Origin of the sequence: Flavobacterium sp. Root901, assembly GCF_001429765.1 — a bacterium.
GTDB lineage: Bacteria > Bacteroidota > Bacteroidia > Flavobacteriales > Flavobacteriaceae > Flavobacterium.
This window is the reverse complement of the sequence record NZ_LMJB01000006.1, coordinates 356560-376587: the sequence shown is the minus strand read 5'-3', so window position 1 is coordinate 376587 and position 20028 is coordinate 356560. Positions and strand designations below refer to the sequence as shown.

The window sequence follows — 20028 nt, the reverse complement described above, 5'->3', positions numbered from 1 at the left end:
TTTTTTTGGTTTAATTGGTTAATCGTTAATTCGTTTAATCGATTAACCAGTTAAACGATTAAACGAATGAACAGTTATAAGAAACTTAGTTTTTAAGTTCTTCTAAACTTTCTTTCAACGCTTTTACAAACGTATCAATATCAGCTTTTTTCACAGTTAAAGGCGGTAAAATTCTCAATAGATTTTTATTGTTGGCACTTCCTGTAAAAATGTGTTTTTCGATAATTAATTTCTTTCTTAAAGCAGCAACGTCAAAATCAAACTCCACTCCAAGCATTAATCCTTTTCCTTTTACTTGTTTGATTCCCGAAACCTCTTTGATTTTTTCTAAGAAATATTCGTAAACTTCATTTACATTTTTCTGTAAATCAAGTTTTTCAATTACATCCAAAACCGCGATTGAAGCTGCACAAGATAAATGGCTTCCGCCGAAAGTAGTTCCTAATAATCCGAAACTTGCTTCGAATTTTGGAGAAATCAAAATCGCTCCAACCGGAAATCCATTCCCCATTCCTTTTGCAACTGAGATAATATCAGCATTGATTCCGTGATGTTGGAAGGCGAAGAATTTACCACTTCTTCCGTATCCTGATTGTACTTCATCTAAAATCAGAACCACATCGTGTTTTTTACATGCTTTTTCTAAAGCCTGAAAAAACTCAGTTGTTCCCTGATCTAAACCTCCAACTCCCTGAATTCCTTCGATAATTACAGCAGAAACATCACCTTTTGCCAATTCAGCTTCTACTAACTCAATTTGATTTAGAGGAAGAAAAGTAACTTCCTGTTGAGCGTTTATTGGCGCTACAATTTTTTTGTTATCCGTAACGGCAACTGCTGCAGAAGTTCTTCCGTGGAAAGAATTATGAAAAGCCACAACTCTCGATTTTCCGTTATGGAAAGAAGCTAGTTTTAAAGCATTTTCATTTGCTTCAGCACCAGAACTGCATAAAAATAATTCATAATCTTCTAAACCTGAAAGTTTTCCAAGTTTTTGTGCCAATTCAACCTGCAAAGGATTCTGAATCGCATTCGAGTAAAATCCTAAGTTATCGATTTGGTTTTTCAATTTAGCCACATAATCCGGCTGTGTATGTCCGATGGAAATTACTCCATGTCCGCTGTATAAATCTAAATATTCTACCCCTTTGTCGTCAATGATTGTACAATCTGATGCTTTTACCGGAGTGATGTCGTATAATGGGTAAACGTTGAATAAGTTCATGCTTTTTGTTTGTTTTGTTTCAGGTTTCATGTTTCAAGTTGCTCACTTAACGTGGAAATTAAAACTTTAAACCTTAAAACTCGTTATGTTTCTAACCTCCATTTCAAGTCACGTACAGAACGTGAAACCTGAAACTTTAAACTTGAAAACTAAAAATTAAAATCCGCTTGGTTTCAAATGCAAACCTGTGGTTTCTTCTAACCCGAACATTAAATTCATGTTCTGAATCGCTTGTCCTGAAGCACCTTTGGTTAAGTTATCTATAATTGATGTGATTAAAACCCGGTTTCCTTTTTTCAATAAACTAATAATACATTTGTTGGTTTGTACGACTTGTTTCATGTTGATGTTTGTCGTTGTAACTGTTACAAAAGGCTCATTTTTATAGAAGTCTTCGTATTTTGCCACTAAAGTTTCTAAACTATCGTCTGATTTCGTGTAAAGTGTTGCAAAAATTCCTCTTGGAAAATCTCCTCTGTTCGGAATAAAAAGCAATTCGCTCTCAAAATCGTCCTGAAGCTGCACCAGACTTTCTGTTATTTCTCCTATATGCTGGTGTTCAAAAGCTTTATAATGCGAAAAATTATTGTTTCTCCAGCTGAAATGTGACGTTTCTGAAAGTCCGACTCCAGCGCCTGTGCTTCCAGTTGTCGCATTAATATGAACATCATTATTCAACAATCCGTCTTTTGCTAAAGGCAATAAAGCCAACTGAATAGCCGTTGCGAAACAACCCGGATTTGCGATATAATCTGTTTTTTTAATTTCGGCTTTATTGATCTCAGGCAAGCCGTAAACAAAATCTTTTCCTTCAAAATGCGCATCTTTGTTCAATCTGAAATCATTTCCTAAATCAATGATTTTGGTATGACCTGCGAATTGATTTTCTTTCAAAAATGAAATTGATTTTCCGTGCCCTAAACACAAGAATACCACATTTACGTCAGGATTAATTACATCCGTAAAGTTCATTTCGATATCACCCATCAAATCGTGGTGTGCCACAGAAAGCGGTTTTCCGGCATTTGTTGTACTGTAAACAAAATCGATGTTTACTTTTGGGTGATACATTAAAATTCTGATAAGTTCTCCGGCCGTGTAGCCCGAACCACCAATAATTCCGACATTAATCATGATCTAATTTATTTACAGATGAAAAGATGTTTTGTGCATTGCCTAAAATCTTAATAAATCCTTTTGCATCGTCGGATGTCCAGGCGTTGTTCATTTCTCCGTATTGACCGAAACCTGTGTTCATTAAATCATTATCAGATTCAATTCCGTCAAGTGAGAAATGATATGGCTTTAAAGAAACTGTAACCGTTCCGTTTACTGTTTTTTGTGTGTCTTGCAGGAAAATTTCGATGTTTCTCATAACCGGATCAAGGAATTGACCTTCGTGAAATAACATTCCGTACCAGTTTCCTAGTTGTTCTTTCCAATATTGCTGCCATTTACCAAGCGTATGTTTCTCTAATAAATGGTGCGCTTTGATGATAATTAAAGGCGCAGCGGCTTCAAAACCAACTCTTCCTTTGATTCCAATAATGGTATCACCTACGTGAATATCTCTACCAATTGCGTAAGCGTTTGCTAATTTTTCTAAAGCAACAATATTGTTTGAAGGCTTATCTGTTTTTCCGTTTAAACCAACTAATTCTCCTTTTTCAAAATGAAGCGTTACTTTTTCTTCGCCTTCTTTTTGCAATTGCGAAGGATAAGCTTCACTTGGTAATGGTTTTGAAGAAGTTAGCGTTTCTTTTCCTCCGACACTTGTTCCCCAAAGTCCTTTATTGATAGAATATTGTGCTTTTTCCCACGAATAATGAACTCCGTTTTGGGCCAGATAATCTACCTCTTCCTGTCTGGAAAGTTTCAAATCTCTAATTGGAGTAATGATTTCGATTTCAGGAGCGATGGTTTGGAAAATCAAATCAAAACGAATCTGATCGTTTCCTGCACCAGTACTTCCGTGTGCGATCGCGCTTGCTCCTACTTTTTTAGCATATTTGATAGCTTCAATCGCCTGAAAAACACGTTCTGCACTTACTGATAGCGGATAGGTATTGTTTTTTAATACATTTCCGAAAATCAAATATTTTATGGCTTTATCATAATATTTGTCTACGATTGTCAGGTTGGCATGCTGCGCGCTTCCTAATTCGTAAGCTCTTGTTTCAATAGCTGTTAATTCTTCAGCAGAAAATCCTCCTGTATCTACAAGTACAGTGTGAACTTCGTATCCTTTTTCGTTTTTTAAATATTTCAAACAATACGAGGTATCTAATCCTCCGCTATAAGCTAATACTACTTTTTTCATTTTTTATAATTTTGGCTAATACTTTCGTATTTAGCAGTTTGAGATTTCTTGGTTAAATTTTAAATAAAAAAATAAATGACAATATTTTATTTAGGAATAAAGCTTGTTTAATTTTTTTAAGTCTGCTTAAAACAGCCTCATTAAAAGGGTGTCTCGGCGGATTTTTTTGTTTTTCCTTTGGGTCGTATAACATTCCGGTGCAAAGACACATTTTGTTTTCTTTACTCTGCAAAATTGGAAAGTTAGTACAGGTTTTACAGCCTGCCCAAAAACTCGGATCTGTTGTAAGTTCTGAAAACGGAACCGGTTTATAACCTAACTCTGAGTTAATTTTCATTACAGCCAAACCGGTTGTAATTCCGAATATTTTTGCATCTGGGAATCTTTTTAAGGAATACTCAAAAACTTTTGATTTTATCTTTTTTGCCAAACCTAAACTTCTATAGTCAGGATGTACAATTAATCCCGAATGTGCCACGAATTTTCCGTGCTGCCAGCTTTCGATATAACAAAAACCAGCAAATTTCCCGTCTGCCAGAGCAATCATTGCATCACCATTCGACATTTTTTTCTGAATGTACTCAGGAGTTCTTTTAGCAATCCCCGTACCTCTTAACAAGGCAGATGATTCTATCGTATCGCAGATTTCCTGTGCGAATTTGAAGTGTTCTTCCTGGGTAACAACAATAGAGATCTTCATTTCAATAATTGAAGTTAGAGTTAAAAATTAAAGCTTGTTGTTTAGTTTGAAATCCGGAACCAAATCCAATAAAATGAAGCAAAACAGAAGTAACATCTTCGAAATCAAAACATTGATTAAGAAAATTTACAAAATAATAAATACTTTCAGGATATGTTTGTCCAATGGACAAATGATGTGATTTCAAAATGAAAAATGGATATGAATAAATATACGGCTATAAAACTCAGTGGATACTATAGAGATAGTGTCCGTACTTCGGGAGAAGTAATCGGTGAGTTTGTCCGTGACAAAGAAGTTATATGTAAACTTGTTTTATTCATCGGTGCAAAAGTACACTATTTTTTAATTTACAAAACAAAAAATCAAAATTCTAACATTTTTTTAATGTAATGTTATTTTTTTTAAAAGATGCTGAGACTCTAAGTTACTGAGATTCTGAGTTTTTTTATATCTAAACTTATATGTCAAACCTGAAACCTGAAACTTGAAACTTGAAATAAAAAAACCCGATAACTACTACAGCTATCGGGTTTTTAATATTATTTATAATTCTAAAAATTATTACTTCTTAGTAAATTGTATTACTTGTGCATTTCCAGTTAGAATCATATCAAAACCTGTTTTGGCTTCATTAAATTTAAATTTTAATCCTGCTCTTTTAGATTCAAATGTATCTTTTTCACCTGCAACAGGAGTTAAACTAAATTTTGGATAATTCGGAAGTTCTGCGTTTAAAACACTATTCTTTTCCGTTAATTCAACTGTCAAAGGTGATTTTGCCGTAACATAATTTCCAACATATCCGTCAAGGATAATGTCTTTTTCAACCTTTCCCTTTCCCGCAGTCCATACATTATTACTTTCGTTATAATCAGGAAAAGCATTGTCCGGGTCTAATGTAATGCTTTCTATTTCTTCTGTAGAATTATGTTTAAAAGACCATTCATTATTACGCTGCCAGATTTCAACCGGCAGTTTAACTCTGGTTACCTTTCCGCTTTTTGTTTTTACATCTAAAACAATTGGCATTGGCATTTTATCAAAGTTCTCAACATTTATTATAACCCCTTTTGCCGGATCATTTTTTACATATTTAATCCAGTTTATTCCCTGGTCAAATCTCCAGTTATTTACAAACCAGCTTCTCCAGAACCAGCTTAAATCTTCACCGGCAACATTTTCGATTGTTCTAAAGAAATCATCCGGAGTTGGATGTTTATAAGCCCATCGCTCCACATAAGTACGCAGTGCTTTATCAAAACGCTCTTCTCCTAAAACCTGTTCTCTCAAAATAACCAAACCTGCACTTGGTTTTGCATAACATAAAACACCAATATTAGCTTCCTTCATATTATCAGGAGAACTCATTATTGTTTCTAATTTTGGGCTGGTAAAATATTCTGCGTCTTCATGTAAATTAGAAGCCGGTTGTTTGTACTCTCCATTATTAAAATCATAAGAGCTTACTGAATTAATAAAAGTATTAAAACCTTCATCCATCCAGGCAAAATAACGCTCATTCGAACCAACAATCATTGGGAACCAGATGTGTCCGAATTCATGATCTGTTACTCCCCATAAATCATCTCCTTTAGATTTCCATCCGCAGAAAACAATTCCCGGATATTCCATTCCACCTTCATTTCCGGCTACGTTTGTCGCTGCCGGATAAGGATATTCAAACCATCTTTTAGAATAATTTTCGATAGATGATTTTACATATTCTGTTGAACGTCCGTAAGCATCATTTCCGGCACTTTCTACAGGATAAGCAGACAATGCCAGAGATTTTTTACCGCTTGGTAAATTTATTCTTGCCCCGTCTAAAATAAACGCCGGAGAAGATGCCCATGAAAAATCACGTGCATTTTTTATTTTATAATGCCATGTTTTTTCTGCAGAAGCGTTACTGTTTGCTGTTGCAGCAACTTCTTCGGCAGAACGAATCATAACTGTTTTATCACTTTGAGAAGCTTCTTTGTATCTTTTTTGCTGTTCTGCAGAAAGAACTTCAGCTCCGTTAATTAATTCTCCTGAACCTACAACATAATGATTGCCGGGAACTGTAAGTTTTACATCAAAGTCTCCATATTCTAAATAAAACTCAGATGCTCCCAGATAAGGTGCCGTATTCCAGCCTCTTACGTCATCGTACACACACATACGCGGATACCATTGTGCAATAGTGAAAATCTTTCCGTTTTTAGTTTCTAAAACTCCCATTCTGTCTGAACCTTCAAATGGTGCTATGAATGAAAATTCAATTTTAATTTTTACAGAAGCCCCTTTTGCCGATAATTCTTCGGGAAGGAAAATCTGCATTCTGGTATCTGTTACAATATATTTAGCATCAACTTCTGTTTTCTTTTTTCCAACAGAAATTACTTTTACTGATTTTATTTTATTTCCTCCGTCAAAAACCTGACCCTGAGCTCCGTTACGGCTTCCCGTTAAAGGCACAACAGCATTTCCTCTTGAATCGTCCTTAAATAAGTTCTGATCTAAATTCAGCCAGACAAATGATAATTTATCAGGACTATTATTCGTATAGGTAATTTCATCCGTTCCTACGATTTCATTTGTAGTTCCGTTTAACTTTGCCGTTATCTGATAATCGGCTCTGTTCTGCCAATATTCGACACCCGGCTGACCGCTTGCAGTACGGGTAGAAGTACCGTTTTTTGTGTAAAAATGCGGTGCGAATGCATCATGATAATTATAATTATTTACTGGATTTGCCGCTGTTGCTGAAGGCGTTTGCTGTGCCCAAACAGAAGAAAACCCAACAAACAAAGCCATAGTCAATAAGGCTTTTGAAGATTGTTTTTTCATATTTTTTAGCTGTTTATGTAGCAAATTAATGAAAAAAAAAGCTATTTACAGAGAAAACCAAAAGGATAAATTTAATTTTAGCAAAAATTTATTAAAAAAATAATTCGAAGCATTTTCCTAAAAAAATAAAATTTATAAAATATATTTACATCAAGATTTAAGATTAATTCCTTACAATTACACTATTTTGAACACAACTATATCAAATTCAAGACTTAAAGCTTCGATTAAAAATGCAGGAGCTGAATTATTTTCACTAAAAGACGAACAAAACAAAGAATATATCTGGGAAGGAAATCCTGATTTTTGGGGAAAACACTCCCCTGTTCTTTTTCCGATTGTGGGAACTTTAAAAAACAATACTTATAAAATTGGCAGTACTGAATACCAGCTTTCAAGACATGGTTTTGCAAGAGATATGGAATTTCAGCTGATTGAAAAAACAGGAAACAGCGCTGTTTTCTCTTTAGAATCAAATGAAGAAACGCTAAAAAAATATCCTTTTGAATTTGAATTACAGCTTATTTATACGATTGAAAATACTTCATTAAATATAGAATATGTCGTAATAAATAAAGGAGAAACAAAAATGCCTTTTTCGATTGGTGCGCATCCGGCAATTGCGCTTCCGCAGAATTTTGAAAACTACGCTTTTAAGTTTGAAAAAGAAGAACCTTTACAATATAATCTTCTTGAAAATGATTTAATATCCAATAAAACAGAGACTTTAAAAACAACAGGAAATATTGTTCCGTTACATTATAAACTTTTCGAAAATGATGCATTGGTTTTTAAAACGCTAGAATCAAATTCACTAACGATTCTTGAAAATTCAAAACCGTATGTTCAGGTTGATTTTGAAGATTTTCCAAGTTTAGGAATCTGGACAAAAGATCAGGCGCCTTTTGTTTGTATTGAACCATGGTTTGGTTATTCTGATACGGCAGATAATTCAGGCGATTTATTTAAAAAAGAAGGAATAATTGTTTTGGAAGCAGATCAGACATTTCATTCTCAATTTAGTATTAAAATCTTATAAATAAAAAATGTTAGAATTTAACTTTCACCCATTTCCGGTAATCGAAACTGAGCGTTTACTTTTAAGAAGAATTACAAATGATGATGTAAATGAAATTTTTGAATTGCGTTCAAATCCTGAAACAATGAAATATATTCCAAGGCCATTAGTTAAAAATAATGAAGATGCCCTGGAACATATTGCCATGATTGAGGAAAAAATCGAATCTAATATTGGAATCAACTGGGCAATTACTTTAAAAGAAAACCCAAAATTATTGGGCATAATTGGTTATTACAGAATGCAGCCGGAAAATCATCGTGCTGAGATTGGTTATATGCTGTCTCCTAATTTTCATGGAAAAGGTATTATCCCTGAAGCCGTAAACCGGTTAATACAATATGGTTTTGAAGATTTAAAATTACATTCTATTGAAGCTGTAATTGATCCTGAAAACTATGCATCTGAAAAAGTGCTTCAAAAATGCGGATTTGTAAAAGAAGCTCATTTTAAAGAATCAGAACTTTATGAAGGAAAATTTCTAGATAAAGTAATTTATTCTTTACTAAACAATTAAAAAGAATTCTTGCAAAAAACATCAATTTCTGCAATAGTACGTGCGCTATTGCGTTATATTTGTGGCCGAAAACAAATTACGCCCGCGACACAAAAAAATACCATGAAAAATTTATTCGCCTTTATTGTTCTTTTTTTTTCTATCCAGTTACAAAGTCAGACATTCATTAAATTTAACGGAGCTACGGCTTTAGTTGCAATTCCAAATGTGGGTATAGAAACCAGTATTGGCGAAAAAACTACTTTTAGCTTTGATGTAATGGCTTCTTTTTGGAAATCCTTTAACGGAAATAATCCAATGGAGTTTTACACTTTTACGCCGGAAGTTCGTTATCATTTCAAAGAAAAATACAACGGTTTTTATGTTGGTGCCCATGCAGGTCCTGACTTTTATCAGCTTCAAAAATGGAATTATTGGGACACTAATAAATATGAACATGGTTTTGGTTACCGTTTAGGAGTTACCGTAGGATACAACATTAAATTAAACGATAAATTTTTGCTGGATATTTTTGCAGGAGGCGGATGGCATCAGGGCTTTTATCACGGCTATTATAATGACGGAACACCGGGCAGATACGAAACAGCAGTTCATTGGAATAAAAGCGGTGAATGGCTTCCATATCGCGGTGGTGTAATGATTTCATACAAATTAAACTAAATTCAGCTGAATTTAGGAAGTGATTTTATATATAAATCCTCAACTTTTTTTCGCGCCCAATCGGTTTTTCTTAAAAAAGTAAGACTCGATTTTACACTTGGGTTTGAAGTGAAACATTTTATCGGAATTAATTCTCCTAAAGTGTCAAACCCGTAAAAATCTACCAGAGTTTCAACAATTTTCTGAAGCGTTATTCCGTGAAGCGGGTCTTTAGATTTATTTTCCATTTTATATATTTTAAATACAAAAGACCGTTCTTAAAAAGAGAACGGTCTTTTTTGCAAAATTAATGAATTGACCTAAAACAATGCATTAAAATTTAGAATATGAATTTAAAACCAAAAGAAAGCGGAGAAGTTAAATTTGGGTTACTTCCTGCAAGAGCTGTGTTATAAAAAGGATCTACATTTGCAACATGTGCCAATCCAAAATTTGTTACGGTTGTTTTTTCTCCATTTTTAGGCTCAAGAGTTGTTGAAGTAAAATTCGCCAAATCGTAAGAGAACTCAACTGAGAAGTTTTTTGTTACAAAATAATCGAAACCTCCAGATACTGATAAACCAAACTGATTAACTTTTAACTCGCTTTCTTTTTCTTTTCCTGTAATAACCGGCAGCGCTGCCTGTCCAAAAAAGTACAATGATCCGGCTACATTCCAATATTTTCTGGCTAATGGCTCAATAACAAATAAATTTGTTTTGGCAGCTGTTCCGGCATTTGAATCTGCTTTTATATTAATAAAACCAACTCCTGCCCCAACAGCAACAGATGGCGTTACAAAAGTACCAACGATTGGAAGAACAGATAAACTTGTATTTTTTTGATCTGCATTTTTAGTCTGCTGATAGCCAAATTGAGAAGTCGCGAACCAGGCTCCCTTTAGCCCTGCTGCATCCTGAGCTTTAGCAGTTAAACCAATTAGTACAATACTAACGAATGTTACAATTTTTTTCATGTTAAGTATGTTTTTTAAATTACAGAACAAACTTAAACTGAAGCATTTTTAAAGGAGCTGATTAAAATCATAGATTAAAAAAAATCTTTAATTATATTTAAGCATTTTAATTTCCTGCAATTTTCTTACTTTTGTACACATGTTAAAATCAGTCAATATACTTAATAAAAGAGCCCGGTTTGATTATGAAATAATCGATACCTATACTGCCGGAATTGTTTTGGCAGGAACCGAAATAAAATCCATACGATTAGGAAAAGCAAACATTACAGAAAGCTTTTGCGAATTTAGCGGTTTGGAACTTTTTGCTATTAATACTTATATAGAAGAATATTCGTTTGGAAATCAATTTAATCACAAATCACGAAGTGAGCGAAAATTGCTTTTAAATAAAAAAGAATTAAAAACACTTCATAAAAGTGTTCAGGCCAAAGGTCTTACTATTGTTCCGCTTAAATTGTTTACCAATGAAAAAGGTTTGGCAAAACTGCAGATCGGTCTTTGTAAAGGAAAGAAAAACTACGACAAGCGTGAATCATTAAAAGAACAAGATACAAAACGCGACTTGGACAGAATTAAAAAAGCCTTCAACTAAATTCAATTTAACCAATCTAAACCATTGTTTATCAAAATTTTATATTTATTTTTATAAAACCAATAAGTATAAAACATGAAAAAATATCTGGTTATATTGATTGTAATTCTGGCACTTTCCGGCTGCAGCAGCAACACTACTATTGTAAACAGCTGGAGAGATCCCAAAATAACAGTTGCTCAGGAAAACTTCAAAAAAGTACTAGTAGTGGTTCTTGTTAAAGACGAAGCTTCCCGAAGAATCGCAGAAAACAGGATTGCTGCCAGTAACCCTGTTTTTAAAACTTCCTATCAGTACTTAAACGAAACTACCAAACAGCTTACACAAGAGCAAAAATTAAAAATCCTGCAAGACGAAAATTTTGACGGCGTTGTTACAATGCGTTTAGTAAGTACTGAAAAAGAAACCACATACGTTCCGGGATCGTATACAGGTCTCTATTATGGCGGTTTTGACGGATTATATTCCGGAATGTACGGTTACGGTTTTGGAAACTGGTACGGAATGTATTCGCCTGCGTTTTACGATCCGGGATATTATCAGGAAACGACCTATTACATGGTTGAAACCAACGTTTTTTCATTAAAAGAAAATAAATTAATCTGGACAGGAACTACAAGATCTGATTATGTAACAGATGTAGGACAAACAGTCGACGCGATCATGCAGGCTGTTGTGAAAGAAATGAGAAAAGACGGTTCCCTGCCTCCAAAATAAAATTCCAAAAGCAATATTCCTTAAATATTGCTTTTTCTTTTTTAAATGAATTGACTAATTTTGTCAAGACTTAATTTTTCATCAAAATGAAATCGCTTCTAAAAAATGCCAGAGAACTAAAAGGTTTAAAAACAAGAGAACTGGCACAACTTGCCGGAATTGATCAGGCTTTAATAAGCAAATTTGAATCGGGTACCCGAAAACCAACAAAAGATCAGATTACAAAATTGTCTCAGCTTTTAGAAATTGATTATGAAACTTTAATCGTGGCGTGGCTTAAAGAGAAGATTCTTTATGAAATTGGCGATGATGAATTTGCTTTGAAAGCATTACTTCTAGCGGAACAAGAGATTCAAAACAATAAAAAAGAAATCAATTCTATAATAGCATCATCTATTAAGCCCATTTTGGACGAAATTGAAATATTAAAAAGTAAGATCCAATCTTTTAATCATTTTGAATCACGTCAAATTTCAAAAACATTAGAATTAGAATTCATCTTTAAAAGCATTCGCTTAAATGGAAATCCTTTGACATTAGAAGAAACTAAATCTATTATAAATGATGGTTTAACTATTCAAGGCAAAAGCATTCAAAATCATCTTGAGGCTATTAATTTTCAGGAAGCATTATTATACATTAAAGATTTAAGTCAAAAGAAAACAGCCGTAAATGAAAAAGATTTTCTATTAATTCATAATATAATCTTGAAAGGAATTGAATCTGAAAATTCAGGAAAATATAAAAATGATTCGTTAACTATACGTGAAATGAATTTATTTTTTAATTGGTATGAATCACAGAAAAACAATCTGCATCCCATAATCCTAGCATCTGAAGCACATTTAAAAATACTTGAAATTAATCCTTTTTATAATGGAAATCTTCAAATGGCGAATTTGATATTAAATTGGATTTTAGTTCAATATAATTATACATTCACTTCAATAGAGGAAAATCAAAATGAATATTTTTCTATTTTGAAAGAAAGTCAAATTCTGAATGATAAATCAATTTTTATTAATTACATCGTAAGAATAGAAAAAGAAAATTTAAAACGAGCAATAGCATTAATCGAAAAATAAAAAAGCCAGGCTTAAAACCGGGCTTTATATTTAATTTTTATCTTCTAATAAAGGAACAAATCTAAATTCTCCAAACTCGTGTTTTTCAAATTGAGTTTCATTCTTTCTAATTAATAATGTCATAATCTGAACGTCTTCTCCAAGCGGAATAACAAGTCTTCCTCCTATTTTTAACTGCGCCATTAACGGCTGCGGAATAAATGGCGCGCCGGCTGTTACAATAATGCTGTCAAACGGAGCATAATGCGGCAGACCTTTGTAACCATCGCCAAAAGAAACATGTTTAGGGCGAATGTTTAGTTTTGGAAATAAAATTGAAGTCTGTTTAAACAATTCGTTTTGTCTTTCTATCGTATAAACTTTAGCACCAAGAGCAAACAAAACGGCTGTTTGGTAGCCGGAACCAGTTCCAATTTCCAAAATTTTATGATCTTTCTTAACTTCCAGCAACTGCGATTGAAACGCAACAGTGTAAGGCTGCGAGATAGTCTGCCCTGCTCCAATAGGAAATGCTTTATCCTGATAGGCAAAATCTTCAAAACTTGAATTCAAAAAAAGGTGTCTTGGGATTTTTTTTATAGCCTCCAAAACCGCTCTGTCAGTAATTCCTTTTTGTTCTAAAGTGCTTACTAATTGATTACGAAGTCCTTGATGTTTGGCAGTGTCTTTCAAAATAAGTAGGTTTTATTTTCGCAAAAATAAGAAACTAAATAGGAAATCAAATATTGATTTTTAATTATTAAATCGCTAAATCTTTATTGCATTCATTTTTACATTCAACAAATAAATTCTATTTTTGTTTAAAATACATTCTCATGTTAAAAGTAGGAGTTTTAGGTGCTGGTCATCTTGGTAAAATACATTTACGCTTATTACAACAATCTGACAAATACGAATTAGTTGGATTTTACGACGAAAATCAGGAAAATGCCGAAAGAATCTCAAAAGAATTTGGCTATAAAAACTTCAGCACAATTGCAAAACTTATTCACGCTGTCGACGTGATTGATATTGTCACTCCAACGCTTTCTCACTATAAATGTGCAAAAGTTGCGATCAAATCCGGAAAACACATTTTTATTGAAAAACCAATTGCCAATACGGTTGAAGAAGCGGAAGAAATTATCGCTTTAGCAAAAGAATACAACGTAAAAGGACAAGTTGGTCATGTTGAGCGTTTTAATCCGGCTTTTATTGCAACTAAAAACATGATCGAAAACCCAATGTTTATAGAAACGCATCGTTTGGCCGAATTTAATCCGCGTGGTACAGATGTTCCGGTGGTTTTGGATTTAATGATTCATGATATTGATGCTATTTTAAGTGTTGTAAAATCTAAAGTAAAAAATATCAATGCAAGCGGCGTTTCTGTTATTAGTGAAACTCCTGATATTGCCAATGCCAGAATCGAATTCGAAAACGGCTGTGTGGCCAATTTAACCGCCAGCAGAATTTCGTTAAAGAATATGCGTAAATCACGCTTCTTTCAAAAAGATGCTTATATTTCGGTTGATTTTTTAGAAAAGAAATGCGAAGTAGTACGCATGAAAGACGCACCGGAAGTTCCGGGAGATTTTGATATGATTCTGCAAAATGCCGAAGGAGTAAAAAAACAAATCTATTTTACCAATCCGGATGTCGAACAAAACAATGCAATTCTTGATGAATTAGAATCTTTTGCTCATGCAATTAATACAGACACTACACCAGTTGTAACGCTTGAACAAGCAACTGACGCGCTTCGTGTAGCCTATCAAATCATTGATTGTTTCAATAAATAAGAAAAATATAACTCATTATTTTTAAGGTTTAAAGCTGGCAAAAAAGTCACTTTAAACCTTAACTTTTAAAATTTAAATACCAAAATTAAATGAAAACTATAGCTGTAATTGGTGCTGGAACAATGGGTAACGGAATTGCCCATACCTTTGCACAAAGCGGATTTATTGTAAAACTTATTGACGTTTCAGAAAAATCATTAGATAAAGGAATGGCAACTATTGCTGCAAATCTTGATCGCATGCTTGCAAAAGGTACGATTACTCAGGAAGATGTTGCAAAAACGATCACCAATATTATTACTTATACAGATATAAAAGACGGCGTTGTCGGCGCAGATTTAGTTGTTGAAGCTGCAACGGAAAACGTGGAATTAAAACTGAATATTTTTAAACAATTAAACGAAGCCTGTTCTCACAATACTATTTTAGCAACCAATACTTCATCAATATCTATTACACAAATTGGTTCTGTAGTAACTCATCCGGAGCGCGTTATCGGAATGCACTTTATGAATCCGGTGCCAATTATGAAATTGGTTGAAATCATTCGCGGATACAATACCAGCGATGAAGTAACTAAAATTATCATGGATTTATCTGAAAAATTAGGTAAAGTTCCTGTAGAAGTAAACGATTATCCGGGTTTCGTAGCAAATAGAATTTTAATGCCAATGCTAAACGAAGCAATTGAAACGTTATATAATAAAGTGGCCGGAGTTTACGAAATTGATACGGTAATGAAATTAGGAATGGGACACCCGATGGGACCGCTTCAATTAGCTGATTTTATTGGTCTTGATGTTTGTCTTGCGATTTTGAACGTTATGTATGAAGGTTTTAAAAATCCAAAATACGCTCCTTGTCCACTTTTAGTGAATATGGTTAGAGCCGGAAAACTGGGTGTAAAATCTGGTGAAGGTTTTTATGATTACAGCGAAAGTAAAAAAGCAGAGAAAATTTCGAAGCAGTTTATATAATTATAGTAGATAAGCCATGATAAAATTAGAGGGCACAACTAAAAAATTTCCGCAACGTTTTTTCAGTGTGAAAAATTTAGACCTCTTTGTTAATTATGTTGCTTTTTCATCCTTAATATTTGTTTTAAATTTTTCAAAGATTTACAATGTTATAATTGTACTAGCTCTTTTAATAATTACCATTTATTATATTCTTAAGAGAAATAAAAGCAATATTAATATAATAGCTTTTGAAGAAAACAATATTCTATTATATGGTGAAACTTTTAATACTAAATGGATAAAGAAATTAGATGTACAGAAAACAACTATAAAAATAGAAAGTATTCCATCACGAGCAGGATTAACTCATGTAACTTTTTATTTAATATTAGAACATAAAAACAATCCGTACATTATAAATTTATTCGATACATTTTCAGATGAAGGGATAATACAAATCTTTAATGAGTTCAAAAGAGTTAAAGGAGAAAAAATTATCATCGATGAAAAATTAACTATATCAAGAATTCAAGAGAAAATTGAAAAATGTCAATAGCATCAAATTTAAATACAATTAAATCTACCTTACCTGAACACGTAACTCTTGTTGTTGTTTCAAAAACAAAACCTGTGTCAGATTTGATGCAGGCTTATGAAACCGGACAGCGCATTTTTGGAGAAAACAAAATTCAGGAAATGACGGAGAAATGGGAACAAATGCCAAAAGACATTCAATGGCATATGATTGGTCATGTTCAGTCGAATAAAGTCAAATTTATGGCGCCTTATGTGAATTTGATTCATGGTGTCGACAGTTTGAAATTATTGCAGGAAATCAATAAACAAGCTTTAAAGTACAATAGAACAATAGACTGCCTTCTTCAAATATATATTGCTGAAGAAGAAAGTAAATTTGGTTTAGACGAAAACGAACTAAACGAACTTTTAACGTCTGTTGAGTTCAAAGAGTTGAAAAATATTCGTATCTTAGGTTTAATGGGAATGGCAACGTTTACAGAAGATCAAAATCAAATTAAAAAAGAATTTACCCATTTAAAATCGATTTTTGATTCATTAAAAAACAGGGACGGATATGGTAAAGGTGCACTGCAGCACATCTCTACAATTTCAATGGGAATGTCCGGAGATTATCAACTTGCAATTGAATGCGGAAGCACAATGGTGCGCATTGGAAGCAGTATTTTTGGAGGAAGATAAATTATAATCATCTATAGTAAGACACACTGCAGTACGTCTCTACAAACAAACTGAATACAAATTTGTACGCAATACTTGACATAGAAACCACTGGAGGACAGTTTAATGAAGAAGGAATTACTGAAATCGCCATCTATAAATTTGATGGACACGAAGTAATTGACCAGTTTATAAGCCTTGTCAATCCGGAAATACCGATTCAGCCCTTTGTAGTTAAGCTGACCGGAATAAATAATGCTATGCTGCGTTCTGCTCCAAAGTTTTATGAAGTTGCAAAACGCATTATCGAAATCACCGCAGACTGCGTTATAGTAGCACATAATGCGTCTTTTGACTATAGAATTTTACGAACAGAATTCAGACGTTTAGGTTACGATTTTGAAGCCAGAACACTTTGCACTGTAGAATTGGCCAAAAAACTAATTCCGGAGCAGCCATCTTACAGCTTAGGAAAATTAGTCCGTGCACTCGGAATTCCTATGGCCGACAGACATCGCGCCAGCGGAGATGCAATGGCCACTACAAAGCTGTTCAAAATGCTTTTAGAAAAAGATGTTGAAAAAACAATTGTAAAAGATTTTATAAAACTGGAAGTTGAAAAAGGAATTGCACCAAAATTTCTGGATCTTGTAAGCCAAATGCCTTCTAAAACAGGCGTTTATTACATTTATAACGAAAGCGGTACTTTAATTTATATCGGCAAAAGCCAAAATATCAAAAAAAGAATTAATCAGCATTTTACCGGAATTACAACTAAAAGCAAAAAAATTCAGTCTGAAGTTTTTACCATAACATATGATGAAACCGGAAGCGAATTAATTGCGCTTTTAAAGGAAAGTCAGGAAGTTAAAGTAAATCGCCCACGATATAACCGCTCACAAAAAAAATCTTTTTTCCCTTTTGCATTATATTCCGAAAAAGATGCAAATGGCTATATGAACCTAAAACTGGAAAAAGCTGACGGCCGCAAAAAAGAAATTACCTCTTATGCGTCTTTGCAGGAAGGCAAAAATGCCCTTTTTAAATTTACGGCAAAATATCAATTGTGCCAAAAGCTCACAGGATTATATCAAACCAAAAAAGAGTGTTTTCAATATAAAATAAAAGAATGTGACGGTGCCTGTATCGGCGAAATTACATCTGAAATTTACAACCTTAGAGTTCAGCAGTTTGTCTCAGAAAACAGCTTCGAAAACAAAAGCATGATTTTGATAGACAGAGGACGAAATGTCAATGAAAGAAGTGCCATCTTAATCGAAAACGGAACTTACAAAGGATATGCCTATTACGATTTAAACTATCAAATTACCAATATTGATATTCTTAAAAACATTCTGATCCCAATGCAGCACAACCGTGATGTAAAAAACATCATTCAGAATTATATCCGTAAAAGCAAATCGTTAAAAATCCTGCATTTTTAATACGATAAACTTTCCGTATCTTCATAATATGAAAAAACGCAAATCGAAATACGAGATTTTCAGAGAAAAAATCAAAATTATTTTATACGGAACCAATACTTTGGCAGGCAGGATGTTCGATTTGGTTCTGTTGGGATTAATTTTACTAAGTGTTTTATTAGTAATGCTCGATACAGTTGAAGGAATCAGTCATAAATATCATCAGCAATTACTAATTTGTGAGTGGATCATCACCGTTTTTTTCACATTAGAATATATTTTAAGAATTATTTCTATTCAGAAACCTCAAAAATACGCCATAAGTTTTTACGGAATTATTGATCTTCTGGCAATTTTGCCAATGTATTTATCAATATTTTTTCCAGCAACAAGTGTTTTAACGATTGTAAGAGTTTTGCGATTCTTAAGATTATTTAAAATTCTGCATATTCCGCAAATATCACATCAATCCTATCAGCTAAAAGAAGCATTACAAGCCAGCAAAGAAAAAATTCTGGTTTTTATTTATTTTGTCGTTATCAGTGCTGTCATTATTGGATCATTAATGTATGTTGTCGAAGGAAAAGAAAGTGGTTTTACCAGCATTCCTGTCAGCATTTACTGGTCAATCGTAACTTTAACAACGGTGGGTTACGGAGATATTTCGCCAATTACTCCTCTCGGACAATTTTTGGCTTCGCTGGTTATGATTATGGGTTACGGAATTATTGCCGTTCCAACCGGAATCGTTACAGCCGAATTTGCCAAAGCAAGTCTCAGAAATAGCTCTGTAAGCGGTAAAAAAACATGTACACAATGCAATGCACAATTACATTTTGACAATGCAAAATACTGCTATCAATGCGGAAAAACATTACCTGCTAATTAATTTATGAAGCCATTTCCAGCTATACACTACAACTCCTCCTTATCTTTGTTGTTTTTTTAAGTCATAAAAAGAGCTTCCGCCGGTCGCTTTTTTATTCCAAAAAAAACTAACAAATATAAGTCCGGGGTTTTCGTTTCTATCTGGGCTAAAAAATATGAAATACTTAATTACCATTGTCGGACCAACAGCTATAGGCAAAACTGCCTTAAGTATTGCTTTGGCGCAACATTTTAAATGCGAGATTGTTTCCTGCGACAGTCGTCAGTTTTTTAAAGAAATGACCATTGGAACCGCAGTTCCAAATCAGGAAGAATTAAACGCAGCTAAACATCATTTTATTCAAAACAAATCTATTTTTGAAAATTATAATGTTGGCGATTACGAAAAAGAAGCTCTGAGCAAAATTGAAGAACTCTTTCAAACCCATGATTTTGTAATTCTCATAGGTGGTTCCGGCTTGTATGTCGATGCTGTTTTAAAAGGTTTTGATGAGTTTCCGGAAATTGATCCGCAAGTTCGTTTCGAGGTAAATTCAAATTATGAAAAAATCGGAATTGAATATCTTCAGGAACAATTAAAAAACTTAGATCCGGAATATTATAAAAGAATAACTGCAGAAAATCCGCAGACTCTGCAAAATCCACAACGAATGATGCGTTTTGTAGAAGTGTGCATCGGAACACAAAAACCGTATTCTTCTTTTTTAAACCAAAAGAAAAACAACCGAAACTTCACTCCTGTTTTAATTGGCTTAGATGCCGACAGAGAAATTATTTACAGCCGAATCAACCAGCGCGTCGATATTATGATTAAGGAAGGTTTGTTAGAAGAAGCTGAAGCATTATATCCCAACAAAGAGTTAAATGCGCTTCAAACCGTTGGTTACAGAGAATTATTTAGTTATTTTGATGGAGAATTCACATTACCATTTGCCATAGAAGAAATCAAAAAAAACACCCGAAGATTCTCCAAAAGGCAGTTAACGTGGTTCAAACGAAACGAAAACACAAAATGGTTTGATTACGCCACGGATAGAAAAGAAATTATAACTTATATAGAAAATCTTCTAAAGTGAAGTCTTTTTTTTCCTC

General features: G+C 33.5%; 22 protein-coding genes. 14 read left to right on the top strand and 8 right to left on the bottom strand.

Annotated features, from left to right (window positions below; all coding sequences use genetic code 11):
* Positions 1–85: 85 nt before the first annotated feature.
* The 4 genes from ASE21_RS11085 to ASE21_RS11070 form a co-directional block, all read right to left on the bottom strand.
* Positions 86–1225, bottom strand: a complete 1140-nt coding sequence (locus ASE21_RS11085; protein WP_057123176.1) for an aspartate aminotransferase family protein — start codon at positions 1223–1225, stop codon at positions 86–88.
* 156 nt (positions 1226–1381) lie between these two features.
* The gene (gene argC, locus ASE21_RS11080; RefSeq protein WP_057122735.1) at positions 1382–2359 is read right to left on the bottom strand and encodes an N-acetyl-gamma-glutamyl-phosphate reductase; all 978 of its coding nucleotides are present in this window, start codon (positions 2357–2359) and stop codon (positions 1382–1384) included.
* Positions 2352–3545, bottom strand: coding sequence for an argininosuccinate synthase (locus tag ASE21_RS11075; RefSeq protein ID WP_057122734.1), 1194 nt, complete (start codon positions 3543–3545; stop codon positions 2352–2354). The genes argC and ASE21_RS11075 overlap by 8 nt, the downstream gene beginning before the upstream one ends.
* A gap of 52 nt (positions 3546–3597) precedes the next feature.
* Entirely contained in the window at positions 3598–4245 is a 648-nt protein-coding gene (locus ASE21_RS11070) for a GNAT family N-acetyltransferase (RefSeq protein WP_057122733.1), read from the bottom strand.
* 195 nt (positions 4246–4440) lie between these two features.
* Here ASE21_RS11070 and ASE21_RS22115 point away from each other — a divergent pair, with 195 nt between their 5' ends.
* Complete coding sequence (locus tag ASE21_RS22115) at positions 4441–4638, top strand: hypothetical protein (RefSeq protein WP_057122732.1); 198 nt, start codon at positions 4441–4443, stop codon at positions 4636–4638.
* A gap of 171 nt (positions 4639–4809) precedes the next feature.
* Here the strand turns inward: ASE21_RS22115 and ASE21_RS11060 are convergent, their stop codons facing one another.
* Positions 4810–7080 carry a M1 family metallopeptidase gene (locus tag ASE21_RS11060; RefSeq protein ID WP_057122731.1) on the bottom strand — a complete coding sequence of 757 codons (2271 nt, stop codon included), beginning with the start codon at positions 7078–7080 and terminating at the stop codon, positions 4810–4812.
* A gap of 187 nt (positions 7081–7267) precedes the next feature.
* Here ASE21_RS11060 and ASE21_RS11055 point away from each other — a divergent pair, with 187 nt between their 5' ends.
* The 3 genes from ASE21_RS11055 (at position 7268) to ASE21_RS11045 (ending at position 9335) form a co-directional block, all read left to right on the top strand.
* The gene (locus ASE21_RS11055) at positions 7268–8119 is read left to right on the top strand and encodes an aldose 1-epimerase family protein (protein WP_057122730.1); all 852 of its coding nucleotides are present in this window, start codon (positions 7268–7270) and stop codon (positions 8117–8119) included.
* A gap of 7 nt (positions 8120–8126) precedes the next feature.
* Complete coding sequence (locus ASE21_RS11050; RefSeq protein ID WP_057122729.1) at positions 8127–8675, top strand: GNAT family N-acetyltransferase; 549 nt, start codon at positions 8127–8129, stop codon at positions 8673–8675.
* Between the two features lie 102 nt (positions 8676–8777).
* Entirely contained in the window at positions 8778–9335 is a 558-nt protein-coding gene (locus ASE21_RS11045; protein WP_057123175.1) for a DUF3575 domain-containing protein, read from the top strand.
* Positions 9336–9337: 2 nt separating this feature from the next.
* On the opposite strand, the gene ASE21_RS11040 is transcribed toward ASE21_RS11045, so the two are convergent.
* Both ASE21_RS11040 and ASE21_RS11035 read right to left on the bottom strand, forming a co-directional pair.
* Positions 9338–9562, bottom strand: coding sequence for a VF530 family DNA-binding protein (locus tag ASE21_RS11040; RefSeq protein WP_057122728.1), 225 nt, complete (start codon positions 9560–9562; stop codon positions 9338–9340).
* Positions 9563–9654: 92 nt separating this feature from the next.
* A complete protein-coding gene (locus ASE21_RS11035; protein ID WP_057122727.1) occupies positions 9655–10290 on the bottom strand; it encodes an outer membrane beta-barrel protein in 636 nt (211 codons plus the stop codon).
* A 139-nt stretch (positions 10291–10429) separates the two neighbouring features.
* On the opposite strand from ASE21_RS11035, the gene smpB reads away from it, so the two are divergent.
* The 3 genes from smpB (at position 10430) to ASE21_RS11020 (ending at position 12687) form a co-directional block, all read left to right on the top strand.
* Complete coding sequence (smpB, locus tag ASE21_RS11030) at positions 10430–10885, top strand: SsrA-binding protein SmpB (RefSeq protein ID WP_057122726.1); 456 nt, start codon at positions 10430–10432, stop codon at positions 10883–10885.
* A gap of 75 nt (positions 10886–10960) precedes the next feature.
* A complete protein-coding gene (locus ASE21_RS11025) occupies positions 10961–11602 on the top strand; it encodes a hypothetical protein (RefSeq protein ID WP_057122724.1) in 642 nt (213 codons plus the stop codon).
* Positions 11603–11688: 86 nt separating this feature from the next.
* Entirely contained in the window at positions 11689–12687 is a 999-nt protein-coding gene (locus ASE21_RS11020; protein ID WP_057122722.1) for a helix-turn-helix domain-containing protein, read from the top strand.
* Between the two features lie 30 nt (positions 12688–12717).
* Here ASE21_RS11020 and ASE21_RS11015 read toward each other — a convergent pair whose 3' ends face one another.
* Positions 12718–13359, bottom strand: coding sequence for a protein-L-isoaspartate(D-aspartate) O-methyltransferase (locus ASE21_RS11015; protein ID WP_057122720.1), 642 nt, complete (start codon positions 13357–13359; stop codon positions 12718–12720).
* Positions 13360–13502: 143 nt separating this feature from the next.
* Here ASE21_RS11015 and ASE21_RS11010 point away from each other — a divergent pair, with 143 nt between their 5' ends.
* The 7 genes from ASE21_RS11010 to miaA all read left to right on the top strand — a co-directional run bounded on the left by ASE21_RS11010 (position 13503) and on the right by miaA (position 20012).
* Complete coding sequence (locus ASE21_RS11010) at positions 13503–14468, top strand: Gfo/Idh/MocA family protein (RefSeq protein WP_057122717.1); 966 nt, start codon at positions 13503–13505, stop codon at positions 14466–14468.
* A gap of 89 nt (positions 14469–14557) precedes the next feature.
* Positions 14558–15445 carry a 3-hydroxyacyl-CoA dehydrogenase family protein gene (locus ASE21_RS11005; RefSeq protein WP_057122715.1) on the top strand — a complete coding sequence of 296 codons (888 nt, stop codon included), beginning with the start codon at positions 14558–14560 and terminating at the stop codon, positions 15443–15445.
* Positions 15446–15461: 16 nt separating this feature from the next.
* Positions 15462–15983, top strand: a complete 522-nt coding sequence (locus tag ASE21_RS11000) for a hypothetical protein (protein WP_057122713.1) — start codon at positions 15462–15464, stop codon at positions 15981–15983.
* Complete coding sequence (locus tag ASE21_RS10995; protein ID WP_057122712.1) at positions 15974–16645, top strand: YggS family pyridoxal phosphate-dependent enzyme; 672 nt, start codon at positions 15974–15976, stop codon at positions 16643–16645. The genes ASE21_RS11000 and ASE21_RS10995 overlap by 10 nt, the downstream gene beginning before the upstream one ends.
* A gap of 62 nt (positions 16646–16707) precedes the next feature.
* The gene (locus ASE21_RS10990; protein ID WP_057122710.1) at positions 16708–18069 is read left to right on the top strand and encodes an exonuclease domain-containing protein; all 1362 of its coding nucleotides are present in this window, start codon (positions 16708–16710) and stop codon (positions 18067–18069) included.
* 28 nt (positions 18070–18097) lie between these two features.
* Positions 18098–18937 (top strand): ion transporter, encoded by an 840-nt coding sequence (locus tag ASE21_RS10985; protein ID WP_057122708.1) that lies wholly within the window; start codon positions 18098–18100, stop codon positions 18935–18937.
* Between the two features lie 154 nt (positions 18938–19091).
* Positions 19092–20012, top strand: a complete 921-nt coding sequence (gene miaA, locus ASE21_RS10980; protein WP_057122706.1) for a tRNA (adenosine(37)-N6)-dimethylallyltransferase MiaA — start codon at positions 19092–19094, stop codon at positions 20010–20012.
* Positions 20013–20028 lie beyond the last annotated feature (16 nt).

What these genes read in the sequence shown, in the direction of transcription:
- argC (WP_057122735.1), bottom strand. Translation starts at nt 2,359, where the DNA reads ATGATTAATGTCGGAATTATTGGTGGTTCGGGCTACACGGCCGGAGAA.
- ASE21_RS11005 (WP_057122715.1), top strand. Translation starts at nt 14,558, where the DNA reads ATGAAAACTATAGCTGTAATTGGTGCTGGAACAATGGGTAACGGAATT.
- ASE21_RS11060 (WP_057122731.1), bottom strand. Translation starts at nt 7,080, where the DNA reads ATGAAAAAACAATCTTCAAAAGCCTTATTGACTATGGCTTTGTTTGTT.
- ASE21_RS10985 (WP_057122708.1), top strand. Translation starts at nt 18,098, where the DNA reads ATGAAAAAACGCAAATCGAAATACGAGATTTTCAGAGAAAAAATCAAA.
- smpB (WP_057122726.1), top strand. Translation starts at nt 10,430, where the DNA reads ATGTTAAAATCAGTCAATATACTTAATAAAAGAGCCCGGTTTGATTAT.
- ASE21_RS11020 (WP_057122722.1), top strand. Translation starts at nt 11,689, where the DNA reads ATGAAATCGCTTCTAAAAAATGCCAGAGAACTAAAAGGTTTAAAAACA.
- ASE21_RS11085 (WP_057123176.1), bottom strand. Translation starts at nt 1,225, where the DNA reads ATGAACTTATTCAACGTTTACCCATTATACGACATCACTCCGGTAAAA.
- ASE21_RS10995 (WP_057122712.1), top strand. Translation starts at nt 15,974, where the DNA reads ATGTCAATAGCATCAAATTTAAATACAATTAAATCTACCTTACCTGAA.
- ASE21_RS11035 (WP_057122727.1), bottom strand. Translation starts at nt 10,290, where the DNA reads ATGAAAAAAATTGTAACATTCGTTAGTATTGTACTAATTGGTTTAACT.
- ASE21_RS11045 (WP_057123175.1), top strand. Translation starts at nt 8,778, where the DNA reads ATGAAAAATTTATTCGCCTTTATTGTTCTTTTTTTTTCTATCCAGTTA.
- ASE21_RS22115 (WP_057122732.1), top strand. Translation starts at nt 4,441, where the DNA reads ATGGATATGAATAAATATACGGCTATAAAACTCAGTGGATACTATAGA.
- miaA (WP_057122706.1), top strand. Translation starts at nt 19,092, where the DNA reads ATGAAATACTTAATTACCATTGTCGGACCAACAGCTATAGGCAAAACT.
- ASE21_RS11075 (WP_057122734.1), bottom strand. Translation starts at nt 3,545, where the DNA reads ATGAAAAAAGTAGTATTAGCTTATAGCGGAGGATTAGATACCTCGTAT.
- ASE21_RS11025 (WP_057122724.1), top strand. Translation starts at nt 10,961, where the DNA reads ATGAAAAAATATCTGGTTATATTGATTGTAATTCTGGCACTTTCCGGC.
- ASE21_RS11040 (WP_057122728.1), bottom strand. Translation starts at nt 9,562, where the DNA reads ATGGAAAATAAATCTAAAGACCCGCTTCACGGAATAACGCTTCAGAAA.
- ASE21_RS11070 (WP_057122733.1), bottom strand. Translation starts at nt 4,245, where the DNA reads ATGAAGATCTCTATTGTTGTTACCCAGGAAGAACACTTCAAATTCGCA.
- ASE21_RS11010 (WP_057122717.1), top strand. Translation starts at nt 13,503, where the DNA reads ATGTTAAAAGTAGGAGTTTTAGGTGCTGGTCATCTTGGTAAAATACAT.
- ASE21_RS11050 (WP_057122729.1), top strand. Translation starts at nt 8,127, where the DNA reads ATGTTAGAATTTAACTTTCACCCATTTCCGGTAATCGAAACTGAGCGT.
- ASE21_RS11000 (WP_057122713.1), top strand. Translation starts at nt 15,462, where the DNA reads ATGATAAAATTAGAGGGCACAACTAAAAAATTTCCGCAACGTTTTTTC.